The sequence below is a fragment of the Wolbachia endosymbiont (group A) of Volucella bombylans genome, assembly GCF_964026965.1.
Lineage (GTDB): Bacteria > Pseudomonadota > Alphaproteobacteria > Rickettsiales > Anaplasmataceae > Wolbachia > Wolbachia pipientis.
In genome coordinates this window covers 514,724-534,361 of record NZ_OZ034717.1, presented here as the reverse complement: position 1 = coordinate 534,361, position 19,638 = coordinate 514,724, and the positions used below count along the sequence as shown (strand labels likewise).

The following is a 19,638-nucleotide window of genomic DNA, read 5'->3' as shown; positions in this document are numbered from 1 at the left end:
TCTATACTCCAAATTTAACTCACTAATTTTCTATTTTCAATCCACTTATTAAAATCTTCTTTGCTTACTGCTTCAACAACAATTGGCATAAATCCATGGCCTTGACCACACAATTCGTAGCACTGCCCATAATAAACACCAGGCTTTTTGATATTAAACCACGCCTCATTCAGCCTACCTGGTATCGCATCAATTTTTACACCAAAAGCCGGTACTCCCCAACTGTGTATCACATCTCCTGCTGTAACTTGTAAACGAACGTTAGTATTAACGGGTAAAATGATGTTGTTATCAACAGAGAATAGCTTTAAATCTCCTTCGATAAAGTCTTCTTTTCCCTTAATATAACTATCAAATGACACACCTTGATATTCTGGATATTGGTAGCTCCAATACCATTGATGGCCAATAACTTTTAGTGTTATGTCAGCTTTCGGTATTTCTTCCTGTAGCTTCAGTAATTTAGCGTTTTCAAAGGCTAATATTCCAACAATGATAGTTGGTATAACAAACCAAATAATTTCTAAAGGAACACTATGGGTAGTTTTACTTATGTTTGTTACTTTGCTTTTACGAAAGCGAAACGCTATATAAGCAAGCAGCGCCCACACAAAAAGCATTATTGTAACCATCACAAGCATCACAAACGAATGTGACCTAACTACAGCCTCCATTACTTCAGTTGCAGGAGCAGGAAATCCAAATTGCCAGGAAGTAGGAGCAGAGGCAACAGATATATTTGAGTAAAATATTATCAATAGTGCAAATAACTTCACCATATCTTTTGTTTGTTTGCTATAAAACTAAGTGATATACTGTATAATAGTATATATAAACTTACTATGCAAATAGAGATTAGTGATGGTTAATAATTTTTTAGCATTCAACAAGTATAATAGTACAATACTAATTTGAGGAAAAAAGCATTTACATAAATCTATTGTAAGTAAAAATATTATAATATTTTAAATTAAGTATTTACTTTAAGTAAATTCTATAATAAGTTTAATAGTGTCTGTTACTGCTAATAACCCTCTAGCCTCACACCTAAAAGCAGTAACAGACACTATTAAACTTTATGATAAGTTTATGATTTGCAAGATCAAAATCTTGCAAGTGTCTTTATTTCATTATCCATTGCAGTTTGTTAATTAACTTTTAATGCCTATGGTAGCATTTACTGAACCAAAGGTTTGCGTATTATAGAAAATAATTACAAAAAAAACACACTATTTATATACCATACAAACTTTTTTCATTCTGCATAGCTGAGTTACTAGATTCTGTAAACGAAATCTTTAGAGAAGCCAAATGGGCAAAGTTTCATGAAGGTCTTTGGCATCTCTTAGCATAGATCCCTTACTTAACCGTCATACCGCGATTCATTCGCAGTATCTCAAAGCATAGATCCCGCTAACAAGTAGCGGGATGACGGTTGTCAGGGCAGTGTCCCTATGATGTCATTCAAGTAGCTGACACTGGTTCCTTTATGATGGCAGTGCCCCTATGGTGTCATTCCAGTGCTTGACACTGGAATCCAGCCTTTCCATAATCATCAAAACATTGTATTTTAACGTAAAACAGCTATTTTTATGCTCACCAACTTAATAAAATTCCTGGATCCCAGTGGGCTTTGTTGCATCGCTACTTATGAAAGGCTAACTATAGTTAGGATTATAAGTAACCTATTGAAAATCTTGTTTTTTTGCAATCAATCTGATCAAATTTAAGAATAGTAATTTGTTATTTATATTAATAAATTTAATTCTATTGAAAATAGCTAAAGCATTGAAATTCTTGAATTTTAGCCGGATTGGTAAATGGTAGTGAAATTTCTTTTACTCAAATTTAGGTATTCACTGACCGTTCTTGTTATAAATACCAGAATAATAAGCTACTGATATTCCCTATCTTTTTTATCTTTAATCCATCATAGCTAGCGATGCAACAAAGCCATCCCAGTGTCAAGCACTGGGATGACAAGGTATAAACCTTATCGTCATACCGCCACGAACCGTCATACCGCGATTCATTCGCGGTATCTCTAGATCCCGCTAACACGTAGCGGGATGACGATTGTCGTTTAGCCATAAACATTAAGAAATCTACCAAATAAAAAAAAAGGCAAAAGAAGCCCCGTGGTAGTTGGCTATTTACCATGTACTAAAATATCGGCGTTTTTTTTGACCTTACCCAGAAAAAGTGGAGAGAAAGTTTGGAATGTTTTTCACAAAGAGAATGATGAATCAAAATGCTCAGGAATGCAATAGTTAATAGTGACGTTGTTTGTTATAAAAAATTTCTATATATTCAAATATAGCAGTTTTGATATGCTGTTTAGAGTGCCGAGAGGTGTCTATTGGTAACTCCCTTTTTAGAGAACTGAAGAAGCTTTCCACAACAGAATTGTCGTAACAACAACCTTTATGACTCATCTATGTTTTTTATGGATAAGAGATATTGATAACCTTGCGAAGTATATTGTGAACCTTGATCACTATGTAATAGTAGATTTTTGGCAGGTTTACGCTTGTTAACGGCCATTAATAAAGAGTCCATAACCAATTGTTTATTTATTGAACTGCTCATTAACTACCATGCGTGAATATAGATCGATTATTGTTGCCAAATATAGCCATCCTTCTTTGGTTTTGATGTAAGTAATCCCATACTTTATTTGGTTGATCGACAATAAAGTTTTGGTCTAATATATTGGGAGCTACTGTCCGTTTGTTGTTTCTTAATTTTAAATTTTCTTCTCAATATAGCCTGAATACCATTTTTCTGCATAATACTTTGCACTGTTTTTAAGTTGCAACTTTTACCCAAAGCCTTTAATTCAGCATGAATTTTAGGAACTCCATATCTACATTTAGAAGCTTGATATATTTTTTGAATATCTGCTAATAACTCTTTATTTGCTGATTCTCTACTGCTTATTTTCCTTGTAGTCCACTTATAGTAGCCACTAGCAGAAAACCCTACATAATTCCTGCACTTTATAGTGTTTACTATGCTCTTTTATGAAAAAATATTTTACTCTTTTTGACTGGCCAGGGCTTTTTTTAAAATGTCTCTTTCTCTTGTTACTTTTGCTAACTCTTTCTGTAAATCAAATCTCTCTTTGTCATAAGGTGCTACATCTGGAAATGCATTTGCCGCTGACTTTTTTTCGTTATATTTCTTCATCCATTTTCCTAATACACTATCCCTTATTCCTAGATCTCTTGCTACTTTTGCAACTGGTTGACCTACCTTTCTTTGTTCATTTGCCAGCTTAACAGCTTCCAATTTAAATTCTGCCGTATATTCTCTTGCCATTTCTAATCCTCCAAAATTTTATTTTACCCGAAAAAACTCCTTTCTTTCTCTCCACTTTTTCTGGGTAAGGTCAAGAAGCCTATTGTCTAATTATGTACCTAAATTTTATTACGGCACTTTCACTACTACTTTAACGAGTGAGCTACCTTTCTATAAAAGACCTATCGACTGTTGCAATTATAGGCGTAAACAAGAATGATAAAAGAGTACGAGATTGAGTAACTATGTACACTTCTGCTGGCATACCAGGGTATAGGTATACGTTTTTAAACTGAGCAAGCTCTGGTTTTGGTATCACTACACGTACTGAATAATAACGCCCTAGCCTTGGATCATCAAGGGCATCGGGAGAAATATTGCTTACTATACCATTAATTAAACTTAAACGACGTGCACTGTAAGCACTTAAACGAACTTTAACCTTTAGCCCTTCTAGCCCATCAATAGAGACTATATTGCTATCTTTCTTTTGTGCTGACAGTATCTCTTCTATGTTTCTGGTCTGAATTTTAGCATCTATTATTAGGTCATCATCCGATGGCACTACGCTCATGATCGGAACTCCAGATTGTATAACACCACCTTCAGTATGGTATCTTATATCTGTGACTATCCCATCTTGAGGCGATTTAATTATTGTACGTGCTAATGAATCTTCAGCAACCATCAGTCTCTCTTTCAAGTCTGCAATAGACGTACTAACTTCCTTAAGTTCAGCGTTTGCTCTTTCTTGAGAATCATTTCTCACGTTTATAATTTCTAATTCGTTCTCTCCAATTTTTTGCTGCACTTGAGATATTGCAGAACGGTAATGTCCAACTCTGCCTTCAATTTCAGCAAACTGCTTTTCTAAAGCTAAAATGTGTGGTTTGCTTATATGGCCACTATCAAGTAATTGTCTTTTTGTTTCCAACTCCTCAGTTATCAAGTCATATTGCTTATGAGCTGCATTTAGTTGAAAGTTTAGCCCCGCTAATTCATCATTTAACTGCTTTATACGTTGTTGCAGTATGTCTGTTTTTCCCAATATGCTCTTTCTCTGAGAGTTGAACAACTTTACTTGATTCTTTATCGCTTTATTTACAAGTTCATCGTGAGATAATTTTTTAACCTCATCAGGAAACTCGAGCGTGTCCAAATCTACTCTGATTGCAAGAAGCCTTGCTTCTGTTGCTAAAAATGATAAGAGCTTCTCTTTGATGATACTTAAATTCGCCTTCTCGTTAACATCACTCAACAAAACTAGAGGCTCATCTTTTTTAACTGCTTGACCCTCTTTTACTAAAATTTTGCTTATTATTCCTCCGCCCAAGTGTTGAACTATTTTTCTATTTGAAGATACAATAACTTCTCCACTTGCATGCACCGCACCGTCAATTGGAGCTATAGCCGACCAAATACCACCTATCCCAAAAAAGATGAGTATTACTACCAGACCAAAAAATAGTGGTCCCCATGTTACTTTCAGGACTTCATTTACGTTATTACTTTCGCGTTTTAAAATAAAATTTATCACTGCATCAATCAATGCAAACGTCTTATCCAAAAATTTTGGGTACTTCTTCTTTTTATTTTTTGCTCCTTGCATATTTATATTATCACCATGGCCAATCAAGCCTGTCAAAGAAAATCCAGCGCTAAGCTTTTTTAACTTACTTATCATAATACTACTGTGAATTTGTGTTAACTCAAGATAACACACAAAAACAAAGAATCTATAATTTAAGCATTCCATTTAGACTGTAGAGCACCAGAATAAACTATTTAGTAACAATTCCTGCATCAACTATGTTTTTAAAATTTTTTGACGTTTAACTTTATTATAACTTTTTCTTTACTTTGTGAATATCTGAGTTACTTATATTATGTAAGAAATCTATTGCCAACTAGTCAATATTCTGTTAGGAATTAAGATAATATAAAGTTATTATGCTTAAATTGGAAAGCAGAAAGTTCCTGATTACTGGCGCATCAGGCGGAATAGGGCAAGCAATTGTAAAAATTATGCACAAAGCCGGAGCAACTTTATGTATTTCTGGCACAAAAAAAGAAGTGCTCGAAGAAGTTGCTAAACAATATGAAAAAAATATGCACGTACTCCCTTGTGATTTATCAAATGCTGAGGAAGTAAATCAACTAGTAAACAGAGCAAGTGAGTTGATGGAAGGCTTTGACGGGCTTGTATGCAACGCGGGCATTACGCAAGACAGTTTATTATTGAGAATGACAGATGAAGCATGGCAAAAAGTAATTGATATTAACTTGAGCTCTATATTTAAGCTGAGTAGAGAAGCATGCAGGAAACTAATTAAGAATAATTGGGGAAGAATTATAAATATTTCCTCAATAATAGGGCTAACAGGAAACGCCGGGCAAGCAAATTATGCAGCGTCTAAAGCTGGAATAATAGCCATGAGCAAATCTATAGCAAAAGAAGTTGCAAGTCGTAATATAACAGTAAATTGTATTGCTCCTGGGTTTATAGATACTAAAATGACTGAAGTTTTAAATGAAGGACAAAAGGGAAAAATATTAGATAATATTCCAATGAAAAGAATGGGAACAGGGGAAGAAATAGCAGCAGGGGTCTTGTTTTTAGCAAGTGATGAAGCAAAATATATAACAGGGCATGTGCTCAATATTAATGGTGGGTTATTTATGTAGCAACACTTATGTATGGACAAATTATAATTTTTACTTTAAAATAAAAAATGTGTAGGTTTAGGTTTACGTTAATTTATTACTTAGAGGCAAAAAAATGAGCTCTATAATAGGATTTTTTGGTGTCTTGTGTGTAGTATTGCTTTTCTCTTTCTCAGGTTACGCAGCTATCACTGGTCCTGATATGGATGATACAACACAAGTAATATGTAATATTATTGGTTATGTTTGGGGGATAGGCGGTCCACTTATGACGGTAGTAATAATTGGTGCAGCTTTGCTTGCAATATTTGGCAGGATGCCGTGGCCAGCCCTCTTTGCTCTAGGCGTGTTTTGTGCTGTATTTTTTGGCGCTAAGACGATTATAATAAAAGTTATGCCCAATGTAAGCGATGAAGCAAAAGCTATGTTGGAAAAGTGTGGAAAGAAATAACCCATAAAAGTACAGAAATGCTTTTTTGGTATCCGTTCAGCGGAGTGGCAGAATAAGGTAGACAAGGTGATCTAAAAAGATAATCATAGAGCAAAAGTGAAATAATATGGTAAACCTTTTAGAACTTTGCAAAAATTTACAGCAAAAAATAGAAAGGTTAGAAGCAAAAATAGAAAGATTGGAAAAAGAGAATGAAAGTTTAAAAGCAGAAAATAAGGCTTTAAAGATAGAAAATGCTGAGTTAAGAGAAAGACTCGGTTTAAGCTCAAAAAATTCATCAATACCAAGTTCCAAAGAGTTGTATAAAATAAAAAAGAATAAGCCGAAAAGCGAAAGGAATATTGGCGGTCAGGTTGGTCATAAAGGAAGTTTTTGCGCCAACATGGATGCAGATAAAGTAGTAAAGATAGAGTTGCCTAATACTTGCGAATGCGGAGGAGAAATTGCAATATGTGAAAAACCATATATTCATCAGAAAGTTGATCTTCCAGAAATCAAGCCTTATGTAGTGGAATATCAGTTAGAACATGGCCGTTGTCGGAGATGCGGAAAGAGAAGAAGTAGCAAGTTACCGGAAGGTGTTACGCCAGATACATTTGGTCCAAGGGTTAAGTCAATAATTGCAGCGTTCAGCGGATTCTACAAAAATTCAAAACGCGAAATAGCGAGTGTCGTAAATGATATCTTCAATTTGAACATAAGCGTCGGTAGCATATCAAATAGTGAACATAGAGTTGCTTCAAAATGCAAAAAAATGTATGAGCAGATCGAACAAGAGATAAGTAGGAGTAAAGTTCTACATATTGATGAAACGAGCCATTATAACAAAGGTAAACTCGCTTGGTGTTGGATGTTTGCAAGCAATACGGCAAGTTTTGTAAAATTTACAGAGTCAAGAGGAATGAAAGTTTTACAAAATAGTAAATTCTGCAATCGCAATAGCTTGGTAATAACTGACAGGTATGCAGCATACAATTATTTTGCCGATAAAAACAGGCAAATCTGTTGGGCACATTTATCAAGAGATTTTGAAAGATTAGCACATAGTTGGAATATTGAAGTTAAAGTTCTGGGTTGTTACTTGAGAAACGTGGCCACTGAATTATTTGCACTAAAAAAAGCTTTACTAAAAAGTGAGATAGATGTTTTGAGGTTTGTCAGACGTGCCAGAAAATTAAGAAAACGTACAAAGTATTACTTGAAGGAGATATCTCGTTTACCTGAAGCAATTGGAGCCTCTCGAGTTGCAAAAAATGTTCTGAGATCTGAAAGAATGATGTGGAAGTTTTTAGATGACCCAGAAAATATTCCGCTGACAAATAACCACGCTGAACGGCAAATTCGGCATTATGTCGTTTATCGCAAAAACTCATATTTTACACAATCAAAGCGGGGAAATACATTCCTTGAGCGGATAATTTCATTATACTTAACTTGGAAACAAAGGGGTCTCAATCCTTTCCAAAATCTCCTATCTATTGTTTCTTAAACCACTCTCCTGAACGGATACCTTTTTTGTTATCCATTAAATCGCTTCATATCTTCAACTTGCAACAAATAAGGGCTATCTTTTGGTAAAGTTTTAACAGCTAGCTCAGCATATTTTGTAAATTGCTTTAAATCACCTTCAATACAAGCCTTTTTTGTCAAGGCAAAATAATGCATTGCCGTATCAGCTTCACATTTATATGCAATGCTTAAATACTTCCAGACAAAAGCGTTATTTGGTTCTATATTCAAAATCTGCTCCAGGTAAAAAATCGCCTTTTTTGCATCACCGTGTAATAATAAAGTATGAGATAATGCAAGTTTCACTAAATAACTGTTTTTCTCAGATAAATACCTAAGCGATTCCTCATACATTTTTATTGCTTCACTTAAATTTCCGGCCTTGTATAGCATTTCTGCTTTTAATTCATATAGGTATGGGTCATTGCGTGACTCTTGAATCAATGAATTAACTTTAGCAATAGCCTCTTCTATCTTTCCTTGCCTATAGCAAACTATAGCATTTACATACTCAGAATTATTTTCATATTTATTAGATAACACATGAATAGGAGCAAAGAAAGAGTCTAGCTTGGCAACCACACGCTCAAACTTTAGTAACTTATCCGCAAAAATTGGTTTTACGTTGTTTTTAACCTTATAATTTTGTACAGCAAATATACGTTTCTCACTAAGTGGGTGAGTGCGGAAATATTCCTCGGTGTTCTCATGCTCAATACTTTTAAAATAATCAAAAATCTCTTTCATACCTGAATTATCATAGCCAGATTCATCAAGATACCTTAAAGCATAGCTATCTGCTACACTTTCTTGCTCTTGAGAATAGTTAAAAAATAGCCTTGAACTAAACGCTACACCACTAAGCAAAATTGCACCAGCAACCTGAGGGTTAATGATAATACTAGAAACTAATCCTACCATATAACTAATCATTGCTATCGATTGAAAATAACCCATAGCACTACTCATTTGCAATATATGACCAGCAGATATGTGAGCAATCTCATGTGCTAATATACCAAGCAGGACATAAGGTTTAGCCGAATATTGTAAAAGTCCTAAATGAATGAAAATACTGTTATTGTTAATTACAAAAGCATTAATCGAATTGTCATTAATTATAAAAACTTTTATTTGCTCATGATCAATATCCGCAGCAGAAAATAAAGGTTGCGCTAGCTCTTTCACTATTGCTTCCACTTCACTATCTCTAATAATGTTAATAGAGTAAGCATTATTATAATATGCAAAAAAGAACAATAAGGTCAAAAACTTAGCAACTCTAAACATGAAAATTCTGTGCTTGTATAATTTATAGAAATTCTATATTTTAACACTTAAATTATACAAATTTATAAACGCTAGTTTAAATTTTTAACGTAACTGATAAGTTTGTCGATGGTAGTTAACTTAATTTTATGTTGTTCAGCAAATTTAAGTAACTGAGGTAAGCGCATCATAGAGCCATCATCATTCACTAATTCACAAATAACTGCTGAATGATCAAACCCTACTAACTTCGCCATTTCAACACTCGCTTCAGTATGACCAGCACGTTGTGCCACCCCACCTTTATGTGCAATTACAGGAAAAACATGACCTGGAGTTATGATGTCATCCTGAGTACCATCCTTGTTGATAGCAGCATGTATAGTTTTCGTTCTATCCTCTGCTGAAACACCGGTTGTAATGCCATAACGTGCATCAATTGATGTAGTAAATGCGGTATGATTTTCACCAATATTTTTCTTTTCCATGAAATTAAGGCCCAACCTTTTCATGTGAAATTTAGTCATTGCTAAGCAAACAACCCCTGTACCGTACCTAACCATAAAAGCCATATGTTCCGGCTTTATTTTCTCAGCTAAGACAATCAAATCGCCTTCATTTTCTCTATTTTCATCATCAACTAAAATGAATAATTTACCGGAACGAGCATCCTCTAATACATCTTCCACAGAAGAAATACCTGGTAGACTCATTGAAGCATAAGTGGCCTGTACCATAATAATTTACTTAAATTCAATCTTAACTATTTTATACAATTTCTCTCCATTTGGCACTGTCACTTCCACATATTCACCGACTTTTTTGCCGATTAAGGCACTCCCAAGTGGTGAACTAGTAGATATTAACTGCTTTGAAACATCAGCTTCATATTCGCCTACAACCTTATAAACATATTCCACTTCACCGTTATTATCACTTAACATGCTTAATGTCACAGTTGCACCAAACATTACTGAATCACCAGACAAATTTTTTACTTCTATTACTTCCGCATGTGAGAGCTTACTTTCTATCTCCATTATACGGCCTTCAATAAAACCTAACCTTTCCCGTGCTGCATGATACTCTGCGTTTTCAGACAAATCACCTTGATCACGAGCATCAGAAATAGCCTGTATCACAGAAGGTTTTTCTTCCTTTAATTTTTCAAGTTCGGCTTGCATATTCTCAAAACCTTCACTCGTTATAGGAAATTTATTAATAATGGATGAAGCCATAATCACCACCTAAACGCAATTAAATTGAGTAACGAAATTACTCACAATGTTAAAAATATCACCTTTTATATCATCACTCATGTCATTTGACAACTTTTTTAAAACCCCAGGATGCACAGTATGAAAATAATTAATAAGATCATGTTCAAATTTATTAATGTAACTTATTTGTATTTTACTTAACTGATTATATAGGTTAGAAAAAATATACATCAGCACTACTTGTTCTTCTATTGACATAGGTAAATGTTGTTTTTGCTTTAATAACTCGACAAGATATTTACCCTTATTCAAGGATAATTGAACACTAGCATCAAGATCAGAACCAAATTTTGCGAAATCTTCTAATTCTCTATACTGAGCTAAGCTTAGCTTTATAGAACCAGCAACTTTCTTCACAGACTTTAGTTGTGCAGCAGAACCAACCCGTGAAACTGACAAACCTATATTTACTGCAGGTCGAAATCCTTTATAAAATAATTCAGACTCAAGAAAGATCTGCCCATCGGTAATTGAAATAACATTTGTTGGCACATATGCAGATACATCACCAGCTTGAGTTTCGACAATTGGCAAAGCAGTTAAAGAACCCTGCCCTTTTTTATCAGACATTTTAGCAGCTCTTTCAAGCAAGCGAGAATGTACATAGAATATATCTCCAGGGTAAGCTTCACGACCAGGAGGACGTCTGAGCAATAAAGACATCTGCCTATATGCCACAGCATGCTTAGATAAATCATCATATATAATCAAACAATGCATTCCATTGTCACGGAAAAATTCCCCAATAGTGCAACCAGCATAAGGTGCTAAAAATTGCATAGGCGCGCAGTCAGATGCACTAGCCACAACTACAGTTGTATACTCTAATGCTCCGCTTTCTTTCAGCTTATTTACCACTTTTGCTACTGTTGAAATTTTTTGCCCAATAGCAACATAAACACAGTAAACTTTTTGATTTTCGTTTACCTCATCGTTAATCTTCTTCTGATTGATAATAGTATCAAGCGCAATAGTAGTTTTACCAATTTGTCTATCACCAATAATTAATTCACGCTGCCCTCTACCTATTGGAATTAGCAAATCTATAATTTTAATTCCTGTTTGCAGTGGCTCATGCACAGACTTACGATCAATAATGCCTGGCGCTTTAGATTCTATATCCATTCTGTTTTTGGCTCTAATTTCCCCACCGTCGTCCATAGGATGGCCCAACGCATTTACAACTCTCCCTAACAATTCATGCCCTACAGGCACCTGCACAACATCACCACTACATTTTACAACGTCCCCTTCTTTCACATCACGGTCATTACCAAGCACAACTATTCCAGCCGTATCATGATCTAAATCGAGAACTATTCCTTCTACACCACTTGCAAAAAATACCTTTTCACCGAATTTTGCTTTTTCCAGCCCATAAACCAATGCGATACCATCTGTTACTGAAATTACTTCACCTATATTTTCCCGCTTTATAGGATTATCAAACGTCTCAACCTTTTCTCTTATTATACTTGCTATCTCAGAAACATTCATACTGTTCTTCATACAAAATTCCTTACTTTTAATATTTCCATTTTACTTAAGTCAACTAACCTATCCAAGTAACTTTTTAGCGAAGCATCGATCAAATTAAAACCATACCTAACTACGAAGCCACCTAGTATAGAAGGGTCAACCACATTGCTTACTTTTATTATTTTACCAAGAAAGCTCAAAGATTCAGTAATTATTTTTATATCAGATTCCTTTAAAGTTTCTGCTGACTTTATAGTAATTTCGAATTCATTTTCATTTTCTCTTGCAAGACTTAAGAATTTTTCTAATATAAGGATCAATAAACTAGAGCGTTTATTTGCAAATATAACCATAATAAATTTTACTAAATTCTCACTCAAGTGCTCATTTATAGAAAGCATCACTTCTTTTTTGTGTGCAAAAGAAATCATAGGATGAGATAGGTACACAAAAACATCACGTTGATCCTTAAAAAAAGCCAACAAAAATTCTACTTCTTTCCTTATAATACCTAACCTGCTTCCTGAGACATGAAATAGCACTCTAGCGTAAGATGAAACTAAATTATTGTATTGGGTCTTTTTCATATTAAATCCAGTAAATCTAAATTAATTCAGCTACAAATCTTTCATTCTTCAATCCAAGCATTTTTTATATAAACAGGTCTTCTCTTTAAGGAAAGAAAATATAAATCATATCTGACTGAATAATCTAAAAAACTAAGGTTTTTACTTAAGAAATACTTAGAAGAATTTATAATAGACTGACATTGAAGATGAGATATCGGTATTTCTTTTCCAAGTAAACTTGTTTTAACTTCTATAAAAATCAGCTCCTTTTTTTTAGATACAATCAAGTCAATTTCACCGAACTTACAACGGTAACGGCGTTTTATAACATTATACCATTTCAGTTTTAAATATACTAAAACTAATAACTCGCCAAAGTAACCTACAAAGTAGCGTAACCTACTTACCACAAGAAGAACAATTATGATAACAATTAACTTTGTGTAACTACTTTGCCTCCTTCTTTATTTTTACTATAAACCTTACCTCTTGCTGCAATATCCCTATCAACCAGTTCTATCACTGCCATTGAAGCGCAATCACCCTTTCGAGTGCTAAATTTTATTATTCTAGAATACCCACCTTTACGATCTTGATAACGGCTGGCTAAGACGTTTAATAACTTATCAACTGCTAACTTACTATTATGAAGGCGTGAAAGCAAAAGTCTTCTACCATGTAAAGTATTCTTATTCTTAGCAATTGTAATAAACTTTTCGACATATGGACGAAGTTCCTTAGCTTTTGGTAAAGTAGTTACAATCTGCTCATGGTTAATTAATGAGATAGATAGATTCTTTAACGTCGATAATCTATGTTCAGTACAACGAGATAGTTTACGTTTTTTTATTCCATGTTTCATATATCACCTAATCTTCATCAGTATGTTGTTTAGCCAACTCATCTATATCCTTAGGTGGCCAGTTTAGCACATTCATACCCAAAGACAAGCCAAAATTAGTCAAAACTGCCTTAATCTCATTCAAAGACTTTCTGCCAAAATTAGCAGTTCTTAACATTTCACCTTCTGTCTTTTGCACAAGATCACCTATATAAGTGATGTTTTCGTTTTTCAGACAGTTATGAGACCTGACAGATAATTCCATTTCATCTACCTTACGCAATAAGACAGGGTCATAACCCAAATCTTTAGCACCACTAGACGAAGAAACCTGCGATTTTTTATAACTTACATCAGAACTAATAAAGGGCTGAAGTTGCTCCTGTAATATTCTTGCAGCAGAGTCAACAGCTTGACTCGGAGAAATTGTACCATCAGTTTCAATTGACAATATCAGCTTATCCTTATCAGTCACTTGGCCAACACGACTGTTCTCTACCCTGTACGAAACCCTGTTGACAGGGCTATACAAAGCATTAACTGGAATAAAACCAATTAAATCCTGTTCACTCATAAGCTTCAAAAGTTCGTTTTCTTTATACTTAATTACAGGAAGATAACCTTTTCCGCTAGCCACATATATGGTCATGTTAAGCTCTACATTTTGCCCCAGCGTACATATTAATAAATCCTTATTCACAATAGAGCATTGATCATCAGTTTCTATCATCCCAGCTAATACCTGGCAAGGCCCTTTAGCGTTTAAATTTAAGCATTTATTAGAAGCACCATTTAATTTACACCTCAACATACCCATATTTAATACTATATCAGTTACGTCTTCTCTCACCCCTTGAATTGAAGTGAACTCATGAGTTACACCTTCAATTTTTATTCCATAAACAGCACTACCTTTAAGAGAAGATAACATTACACGTCTTAATGCATTACCTAATGTTAAAGCAAAACCACTTTCCAACGGTTCTAGCACTATATCACTTTTTTCACTTGAATCATCTGATATTACCTTAACTGAACTAGGTTTAATCAATTTATCTAAATTGCTACAGAGAGAAACATCATTATTATAATACATAAAACAACCTTTTCAAATATCCTATACTCTTCTTTTTTTTCTTAACCTGCACCCATTATGAGGAATTGCGGTTTTATCTGCAATTGAAGTCACAGTCAACCCACAGCTCTGAAGTGCTTTAACCGCAGCTTCGGTACCAAAGCCAGGACCGCGAATTATTACAGAGACAACCTTCATACCAAATCTCTCCATTGCGTTCTTCGCAGCAGACTCCGCAGCCTTACCTGCAGCATAAGGTGTGGATTTTCTCGAACCTGAAAAACCACATGCACCCACAGAAGTTTGACATAGCGTATTACCATGAACATCAGTTACATTTACAAAAGTATTATTAAAAGTTGCACGAATATGGACAACACCAGTAATAAACTCCTTCTTACTCTTACTAACCGTTTTGACTTTTTTCATTAAAACTCACAATAATAATAAATTTTATTTTTTCCCAGCAATAGGCAACCGAGATCTACCTTTACGAGTCTTAGCATTAGTATGAGTCCTTTGCCCTCTCACAGGTAAACCTTTTCTATGTCTCACCCCTCTATAGCATCCCATTTCCACTAAAGATTTTATGTTCATAGCCACTTCTTTTCTGAGCTCACCTTCTATAACATAATTTTGTCTAATGAAACCGCTGATCTTTTCTATATCTTCATCTCGTAATTCTGAAACACGTTTGCGCTTATCAACTTCGCAAGCGTGACAAATTACATTCGCAGTAGCAATACCTATACCATATATATAAGTTAATGCAAAAGGAACACATTTCCTCACTGGAATATTTATGCCTGCAATACGTGCCACTGGTACCTCGATACTTTATTAATAACAACTCTTAATTTATACCATAAAACAACTCAGAGTCAAACCAAATTACAAGAAATTTTACTTTCAATCTCTTGCGTTACCTCATCAACACTCAAATTAGCGTCAATTGTTAATAATTTGCCTTTATAATACTCGCGTAAACCTTTCATTTGAAGGTGATATTCACTTATTCTCTTATTAATTGCAGACATATCAGCATCATCAATTCTTTTCTCTAACCTCGTACTTTTACATTTAGCACAAGTAGTACTCTTAAAAGAAGATACACTATATATGCTTTTACAGTCCAAACACGCGAGACGATTTTTTAACCTATCGATTGCAATATTATCGTCAAGCTGCAGCTCAACTACAATGTCAACATCCCTATTATATTTTTCTTGCAAAACTTGAGTCAAAAAATGAGCCTGGTTTAAATTTCTCGGAAAACCATCTAATAAGCAATTATCATCCACTAATGCAATCTGGTCACGTAATAATCCACATATAATTTCATCTTGAATTAAATTACCAGATTCCACGGTACCCTTTATTTTTTTACCTAACTCACTACTGCTAGATATAATATTCCTTAATAAATCCCCTACTGAAATTAATTTTAAATTATATTTTGCTATTAACAAGCTTGACTGAGTACCTTTACCAGAACCTGGAGGACCAAAAATCGTAATGATCATCTTACTTTCCTCGTTTTAGACTCATATTTCTTTATCCAGTTGTCGTACCTATTTGAAAAAATATAAGATTGTATTTGCATAATAGTATCAGTAATAACGTTCACTATAATCAGTAAGCTCGTCCCACCAAAAATAAATGGTATATCATAATAATATCTCATAACTTCAGGTACAGTACATATGACTACCAAATACGCAGAGCCAATGAATGTCAACTTAAAAACTATATCTTGAAGGTAATCAGAAGTATGTTTCCCAGGCCTTCTACCAGGTATAAAACCACCATTTTTTTTAAGAAAATCTGCGTTTTCCTCTGGATTAAATATAAAATTGGTATAGAAAAAATTAAAAAATACTATCAGCACCAAATAGGCTACAATATATACTACTTTATTTGCCATAAAGTAATTCAAAATAAAATCAGAAAAAGCGTGCCCCTTATAGAAATTTGCAATTGAAATAGGTGTCAATAAAATTGCATTAGCAAAAATGGTTGGTACTACACCAGATAAATTAATCTTCAATGGAATATAAGTAAAATCGTCATTATGTAATCTTTTAAATTGCTTTTTAGGATGTTGAACAATAACCTTTCTATAAGAAGACTCTACAAAAATGACTAAGAGTAGCAGCAAAAAAAACAATACCAAAACAAAAAGGATAATAAATAACGATACGCTACCGTTTTTATTTAACGTTAACAAAGATGACAAAGCGCTGTGTAACTCTGATATTATACCCGTGAAAATGATTAATGAGATACCATTGCCTATACCGCTAGCGCTGATTCGTTCACCAAGCCATATTAAAAGCATAGTTCCACCTAAAAGGCTGAAAACACCTATTGTACGAAACATAACACCAGGTTCGATTACAACCAATACCCCTTCCCTATTCATCCCTTCCAATCCAACCAAAATTGGAATTGATTGAAATACACAAATTACTATGGTCAGATAGCGTATATAAGAATTCATCTTTCTACGGCCTGACTCTCCATCATTCTTAACTTCCTTCATTCCTTTAATCGCAGAAGAAAGTAACTGAATAATGATAGAAGCCATTATATATGGCATAACGTTCAATGCTAGAATTGTCATTCTAGCCAATGCACCACCAGAAAATAAATTAAATACTCCAAAAACGCCTGAGCCATCTTTGGGAAATATATCATTAATTACATCAAGATTAATTCCAGGAATAGGCACATAAGTACCCAAGCGATAGCAAATTAAAGCTATTAGCGTAAAAAATATACGCTTTAATAAATCGCCTTTATATAACAACGTAGGATCCAAGCTATTAAATGCTGATTTATTGCCCATGACTTACGATAGTATTTCCACACTACCACCAACTGAAGCTACAGATTTTTTTGCAGCTTCTGACGCAAAATCAACATGAAACACAAATTTTTCGCTCAACTTACCTTTATTAAGAAGTTTAATTTTATCCTTAATAGACTTTATAAAACCTAATTTATACAGCCTCTCCTTATCTATAACAGAGTCTTTCACTATTTTTTTAGCTTCCATTAAGCGCTGTATATCGCCAACATTAATTATAGAGTATATGCTCCTACGTATAGGCTTAAAACCTCTTTTAGGCAAACGAGTATATATAGACTGTTGTCCACCCTCAAAACCATTTATAGAAACTCCACTTCTAGCCTTCTGCCCTTTATGCCCTCTACCGGATGTTTTACCTTTACCACAACCGATACCTCTACCCAGCAACTTAGGCTTCTTTTTCTTAGATAATTTAGTAAATATAGAGTTTAATTTTACAGCATTATTCATACTTTACCTGTTTCCAACTATCTCGCTAATCTTTTTGCCTCTTTTGCTTGCTACCTGACGAGGAGATAACATACTATCAAAAGCCTTAAACACTGCACATATAACGTTATGAGGATTATTTGATCTAGTGGATTTAGCTACCACATCCTTTATACCTAACACCTCAAAAACTGATCTAATCGCTCCACCAGCAATAATACCTGTTCCGGCTCTTGCGGTTCTTAAAACTATCTCACCAGAACAAAATTTAGCTTTAATATCATGATGCAAAGTTCTACCTTCACGCAAGTACACTCTAATCATTGATTTCTTTGCAGCATTTACAGCTTTGACTCTTGCTTCAGCAACTTCTGCGTGCTTACCTATTCCACACCCTACCCTACCCTTCTCATCGCCAACAACAACCAAAATTGAAAATGAAAATCTTCTACCACCTTTGGTAACCGTTGTCACTCTTCGTACCGAAACTAAAAGCTCTGATAAATCATTATTATTTTGTAAATTCTTTATAGCCATATTCAAAACCTTCTAAAATTCAAATCCAGAACTTCTTAAAGCCTCAGCAAATTGAGAAACTAATCCTGTGTATTTATACGCTCCACGATCAAACGTAAGCTGCTGCTCTAATTTCATGCCAGACAGACGCTCAACCATTAAAGAAGAAACCTGTTTTATAGTTTCAGCGTTGACTTTCCCTTTACATACATCCTTAATTTTAGCATCCAAAGTAGAAGCTGAAGTGAGAGTTATTCCTTTTACATCATTAATTAACTGGACATAAAAATGCCTATTAGATTTAAATATGGATATACGTAAACGTTCAGCGCTCTTGTCAAGCTTCGCTCTATTACGTAACTTCCTTTTTTCAGAATTACTTAAAAAATTATACGATCTTTTCATTTTTATTACTTCTTTTTACTTACAACCTTACGCAGCATAAATTTGCCTTTTATTACAACACCCTTACCTTTATAAGGATCATATTTTCTAATTTTGCATATATCAGACGCCACCATATAGACCTTCTGCTTATCCATACCACTAACTACTAAGTGAGTTGGCTTTATGCACTTAATCTCAACATCTTTAGGCACTTTATATTTAACATTATGGCTATAACCAAGATATAAAGTCAAATACTTACCATCACACTCTGCCTTATATCCCACACCGTTAATCTCAAGATTAACAGAAAAACCATCAACCATGCCGTTAATGATATTATTAATATTACTCCTATAAGTGCCCCACATAGGCTTTATTTTATCATAATTATCTTTATCTTGATCAACAGAAAGCAATAGCTGATTATCAATAATCTGACACACAACATCCCTGATCAAGCTAACTTCCTTTTCAGCCTTAGCACTCTTTATTAACATACTACCATTATTATATTCAACTGAAACACCAGCAGGAATATTGATAGGAGCAGCACCTATACGAGACATGAATTTCTCCTATTATTTAAAACACACGACACAAAACTTCTCCACCAACCTTTAACTTATGTGCATTATAATCAGTCATCACTCCTTTGGGTGTCGATATAATAAAAATACCAAGACCATTATATGCTTTAGAAATGTCCTTATACTTAGAATAACGACGACAACCAGGCTTTGACACCCTAACTATGTCACTAATTACAGGTGACTTCTCATAATACTTCAATTTTACAATGAAAGAAGGTAAATTATCTACAACTTGCTTTTCATAATCAAGGATATACCCTTCCTCTTTTAAAATCTCCAATATAGAAGAATTCATCTTAGAAAATAGTACCCTTGTTGCCCTATGCATTGCCAATTGAGCATTACGTATCCTTGTTAAAAAATCACCAATACTATCAGATAACGCCACAATATACTCCTTATAT

27 protein-coding genes are annotated in these 19,638 nt (G+C 34.2%); 3 read left to right on the top strand and 24 right to left on the bottom strand.

Annotation, left to right across the window (positions count from 1 at the left end; genetic code table 11):
• Nucleotides 1–14: 14 nt before the first annotated feature.
• The 7 genes from coxB to AAGD51_RS02675 all read right to left on the bottom strand — a co-directional run bounded on the left by coxB (nucleotide 15) and on the right by AAGD51_RS02675 (nucleotide 4,984).
• Nucleotides 15–779 (bottom strand): cytochrome c oxidase subunit II, encoded by a 765-nt coding sequence (gene coxB / locus AAGD51_RS02690; RefSeq protein WP_010962498.1) that lies wholly within the window; start codon nucleotides 777–779, stop codon nucleotides 15–17.
• 1,093 nt (nucleotides 780–1,872) lie between these two features.
• On the bottom strand, nucleotides 1,873–2,061 hold the full coding sequence (locus AAGD51_RS02685) for a hypothetical protein (protein ID WP_236514835.1): 189 nt from the start codon (nucleotides 2,059–2,061) through the stop codon (nucleotides 1,873–1,875).
• A 209-nt stretch (nucleotides 2,062–2,270) separates the two neighbouring features.
• Nucleotides 2,271–2,435 carry an IS3 family transposase gene (locus tag AAGD51_RS07210; protein WP_081600772.1) on the bottom strand — a complete coding sequence of 55 codons (165 nt, stop codon included), beginning with the start codon at nucleotides 2,433–2,435 and terminating at the stop codon, nucleotides 2,271–2,273.
• A complete protein-coding gene (locus AAGD51_RS07205) occupies nucleotides 2,425–2,544 on the bottom strand; it encodes a hypothetical protein (RefSeq protein ID WP_394356550.1) in 120 nt (39 codons plus the stop codon). Before AAGD51_RS07205 ends, AAGD51_RS07210 begins: the two co-directional genes overlap by 11 nt.
• A 129-nt stretch (nucleotides 2,545–2,673) precedes the next feature.
• Nucleotides 2,674–2,889: an IS3 family transposase gene (locus AAGD51_RS07200; RefSeq protein WP_369409729.1), complete on the bottom strand. Its 216-nt coding sequence runs from the start codon at nucleotides 2,887–2,889 to the stop codon at nucleotides 2,674–2,676.
• Nucleotides 2,890–3,036: 147 nt separating this feature from the next.
• Nucleotides 3,037–3,321 (bottom strand): transposase, encoded by a 285-nt coding sequence (locus AAGD51_RS02680; RefSeq protein ID WP_038198869.1) that lies wholly within the window; start codon nucleotides 3,319–3,321, stop codon nucleotides 3,037–3,039.
• A gap of 142 nt (nucleotides 3,322–3,463) precedes the next feature.
• Nucleotides 3,464–4,984: an HlyD family type I secretion periplasmic adaptor subunit gene (locus AAGD51_RS02675; protein ID WP_174516815.1), complete on the bottom strand. Its 1,521-nt coding sequence runs from the start codon at nucleotides 4,982–4,984 to the stop codon at nucleotides 3,464–3,466.
• A gap of 266 nt (nucleotides 4,985–5,250) precedes the next feature.
• Between AAGD51_RS02675 and fabG the strand changes: the two genes are divergently transcribed.
• From fabG to AAGD51_RS02660, 3 genes are all read left to right on the top strand, one after another.
• Nucleotides 5,251–5,985, top strand: coding sequence for a 3-oxoacyl-[acyl-carrier-protein] reductase (fabG, locus tag AAGD51_RS02670; RefSeq protein WP_077188170.1), 735 nt, complete (start codon nucleotides 5,251–5,253; stop codon nucleotides 5,983–5,985).
• 94 nt (nucleotides 5,986–6,079) lie between these two features.
• Nucleotides 6,080–6,415: a TrbC/VirB2 family protein gene (locus AAGD51_RS02665; RefSeq protein ID WP_236514837.1), complete on the top strand. Its 336-nt coding sequence runs from the start codon at nucleotides 6,080–6,082 to the stop codon at nucleotides 6,413–6,415.
• A gap of 106 nt (nucleotides 6,416–6,521) precedes the next feature.
• Complete coding sequence (locus tag AAGD51_RS02660; protein WP_341810490.1) at nucleotides 6,522–7,904, top strand: IS66-like element ISWen3 family transposase; 1,383 nt, start codon at nucleotides 6,522–6,524, stop codon at nucleotides 7,902–7,904.
• Between the two features lie 29 nt (nucleotides 7,905–7,933).
• On the opposite strand, the gene AAGD51_RS02655 is transcribed toward AAGD51_RS02660, so the two are convergent.
• The 17 genes from AAGD51_RS02655 to rpsH form a co-directional block, all read right to left on the bottom strand.
• The gene (locus tag AAGD51_RS02655; protein WP_236514838.1) at nucleotides 7,934–9,214 is read right to left on the bottom strand and encodes a M48 family metalloprotease; all 1,281 of its coding nucleotides are present in this window, start codon (nucleotides 9,212–9,214) and stop codon (nucleotides 7,934–7,936) included.
• A 71-nt stretch (nucleotides 9,215–9,285) separates the two neighbouring features.
• Nucleotides 9,286–9,930: a 3,4-dihydroxy-2-butanone-4-phosphate synthase gene (gene ribB / locus AAGD51_RS02650; protein ID WP_007549343.1), complete on the bottom strand. Its 645-nt coding sequence runs from the start codon at nucleotides 9,928–9,930 to the stop codon at nucleotides 9,286–9,288.
• Between the two features lie 6 nt (nucleotides 9,931–9,936).
• The gene (greA, locus tag AAGD51_RS02645; protein WP_077190318.1) at nucleotides 9,937–10,431 is read right to left on the bottom strand and encodes a transcription elongation factor GreA; all 495 of its coding nucleotides are present in this window, start codon (nucleotides 10,429–10,431) and stop codon (nucleotides 9,937–9,939) included.
• A 9-nt stretch (nucleotides 10,432–10,440) separates the two neighbouring features.
• A complete protein-coding gene (gene atpA, locus AAGD51_RS02640) occupies nucleotides 10,441–11,982 on the bottom strand; it encodes a F0F1 ATP synthase subunit alpha (protein ID WP_012673176.1) in 1,542 nt (513 codons plus the stop codon).
• Nucleotides 11,979–12,539 (bottom strand): ATP synthase F1 subunit delta, encoded by a 561-nt coding sequence (gene atpH, locus AAGD51_RS02635; RefSeq protein WP_010962742.1) that lies wholly within the window; start codon nucleotides 12,537–12,539, stop codon nucleotides 11,979–11,981. Before atpH ends, atpA begins: the two co-directional genes overlap by 4 nt.
• A gap of 41 nt (nucleotides 12,540–12,580) precedes the next feature.
• Complete coding sequence (locus AAGD51_RS02630) at nucleotides 12,581–12,931, bottom strand: YraN family protein (protein ID WP_012673177.1); 351 nt, start codon at nucleotides 12,929–12,931, stop codon at nucleotides 12,581–12,583.
• Nucleotides 12,932–12,954: 23 nt separating this feature from the next.
• On the bottom strand, nucleotides 12,955–13,383 hold the full coding sequence (gene rplQ, locus AAGD51_RS02625) for a 50S ribosomal protein L17 (RefSeq protein ID WP_007550873.1): 429 nt from the start codon (nucleotides 13,381–13,383) through the stop codon (nucleotides 12,955–12,957).
• A 7-nt stretch (nucleotides 13,384–13,390) separates the two neighbouring features.
• Nucleotides 13,391–14,458, bottom strand: coding sequence for a DNA-directed RNA polymerase subunit alpha (locus AAGD51_RS02620; protein ID WP_077188176.1), 1,068 nt, complete (start codon nucleotides 14,456–14,458; stop codon nucleotides 13,391–13,393).
• Nucleotides 14,459–14,479: 21 nt separating this feature from the next.
• Nucleotides 14,480–14,866 (bottom strand): 30S ribosomal protein S11, encoded by a 387-nt coding sequence (gene rpsK, locus AAGD51_RS02615; protein WP_015589137.1) that lies wholly within the window; start codon nucleotides 14,864–14,866, stop codon nucleotides 14,480–14,482.
• 24 nt (nucleotides 14,867–14,890) lie between these two features.
• Nucleotides 14,891–15,259 carry a 30S ribosomal protein S13 gene (gene rpsM / locus AAGD51_RS02610; protein ID WP_010962745.1) on the bottom strand — a complete coding sequence of 123 codons (369 nt, stop codon included), beginning with the start codon at nucleotides 15,257–15,259 and terminating at the stop codon, nucleotides 14,891–14,893.
• A 59-nt stretch (nucleotides 15,260–15,318) separates the two neighbouring features.
• Nucleotides 15,319–15,960, bottom strand: a complete 642-nt coding sequence (locus AAGD51_RS02605) for an adenylate kinase family protein (RefSeq protein ID WP_077188177.1) — start codon at nucleotides 15,958–15,960, stop codon at nucleotides 15,319–15,321.
• Entirely contained in the window at nucleotides 15,957–17,285 is a 1,329-nt protein-coding gene (gene secY, locus AAGD51_RS02600; RefSeq protein WP_010962747.1) for a preprotein translocase subunit SecY, read from the bottom strand. Before secY ends, AAGD51_RS02605 begins: the two co-directional genes overlap by 4 nt.
• 3 nt (nucleotides 17,286–17,288) lie before the next feature.
• Nucleotides 17,289–17,759: a 50S ribosomal protein L15 gene (gene rplO, locus AAGD51_RS02595; protein ID WP_006279863.1), complete on the bottom strand. Its 471-nt coding sequence runs from the start codon at nucleotides 17,757–17,759 to the stop codon at nucleotides 17,289–17,291.
• Nucleotides 17,760–17,762: 3 nt separating this feature from the next.
• Nucleotides 17,763–18,275: a 30S ribosomal protein S5 gene (gene rpsE / locus AAGD51_RS02590; protein ID WP_010962748.1), complete on the bottom strand. Its 513-nt coding sequence runs from the start codon at nucleotides 18,273–18,275 to the stop codon at nucleotides 17,763–17,765.
• A gap of 12 nt (nucleotides 18,276–18,287) precedes the next feature.
• Entirely contained in the window at nucleotides 18,288–18,659 is a 372-nt protein-coding gene (gene rplR / locus AAGD51_RS02585; protein WP_006279867.1) for a 50S ribosomal protein L18, read from the bottom strand.
• Between the two features lie 5 nt (nucleotides 18,660–18,664).
• The gene (gene rplF / locus AAGD51_RS02580; protein WP_007551152.1) at nucleotides 18,665–19,210 is read right to left on the bottom strand and encodes a 50S ribosomal protein L6; all 546 of its coding nucleotides are present in this window, start codon (nucleotides 19,208–19,210) and stop codon (nucleotides 18,665–18,667) included.
• Between the two features lie 16 nt (nucleotides 19,211–19,226).
• The gene (rpsH, locus tag AAGD51_RS02575; RefSeq protein ID WP_007551150.1) at nucleotides 19,227–19,622 is read right to left on the bottom strand and encodes a 30S ribosomal protein S8; all 396 of its coding nucleotides are present in this window, start codon (nucleotides 19,620–19,622) and stop codon (nucleotides 19,227–19,229) included.
• Nucleotides 19,623–19,638 lie beyond the last annotated feature (16 nt).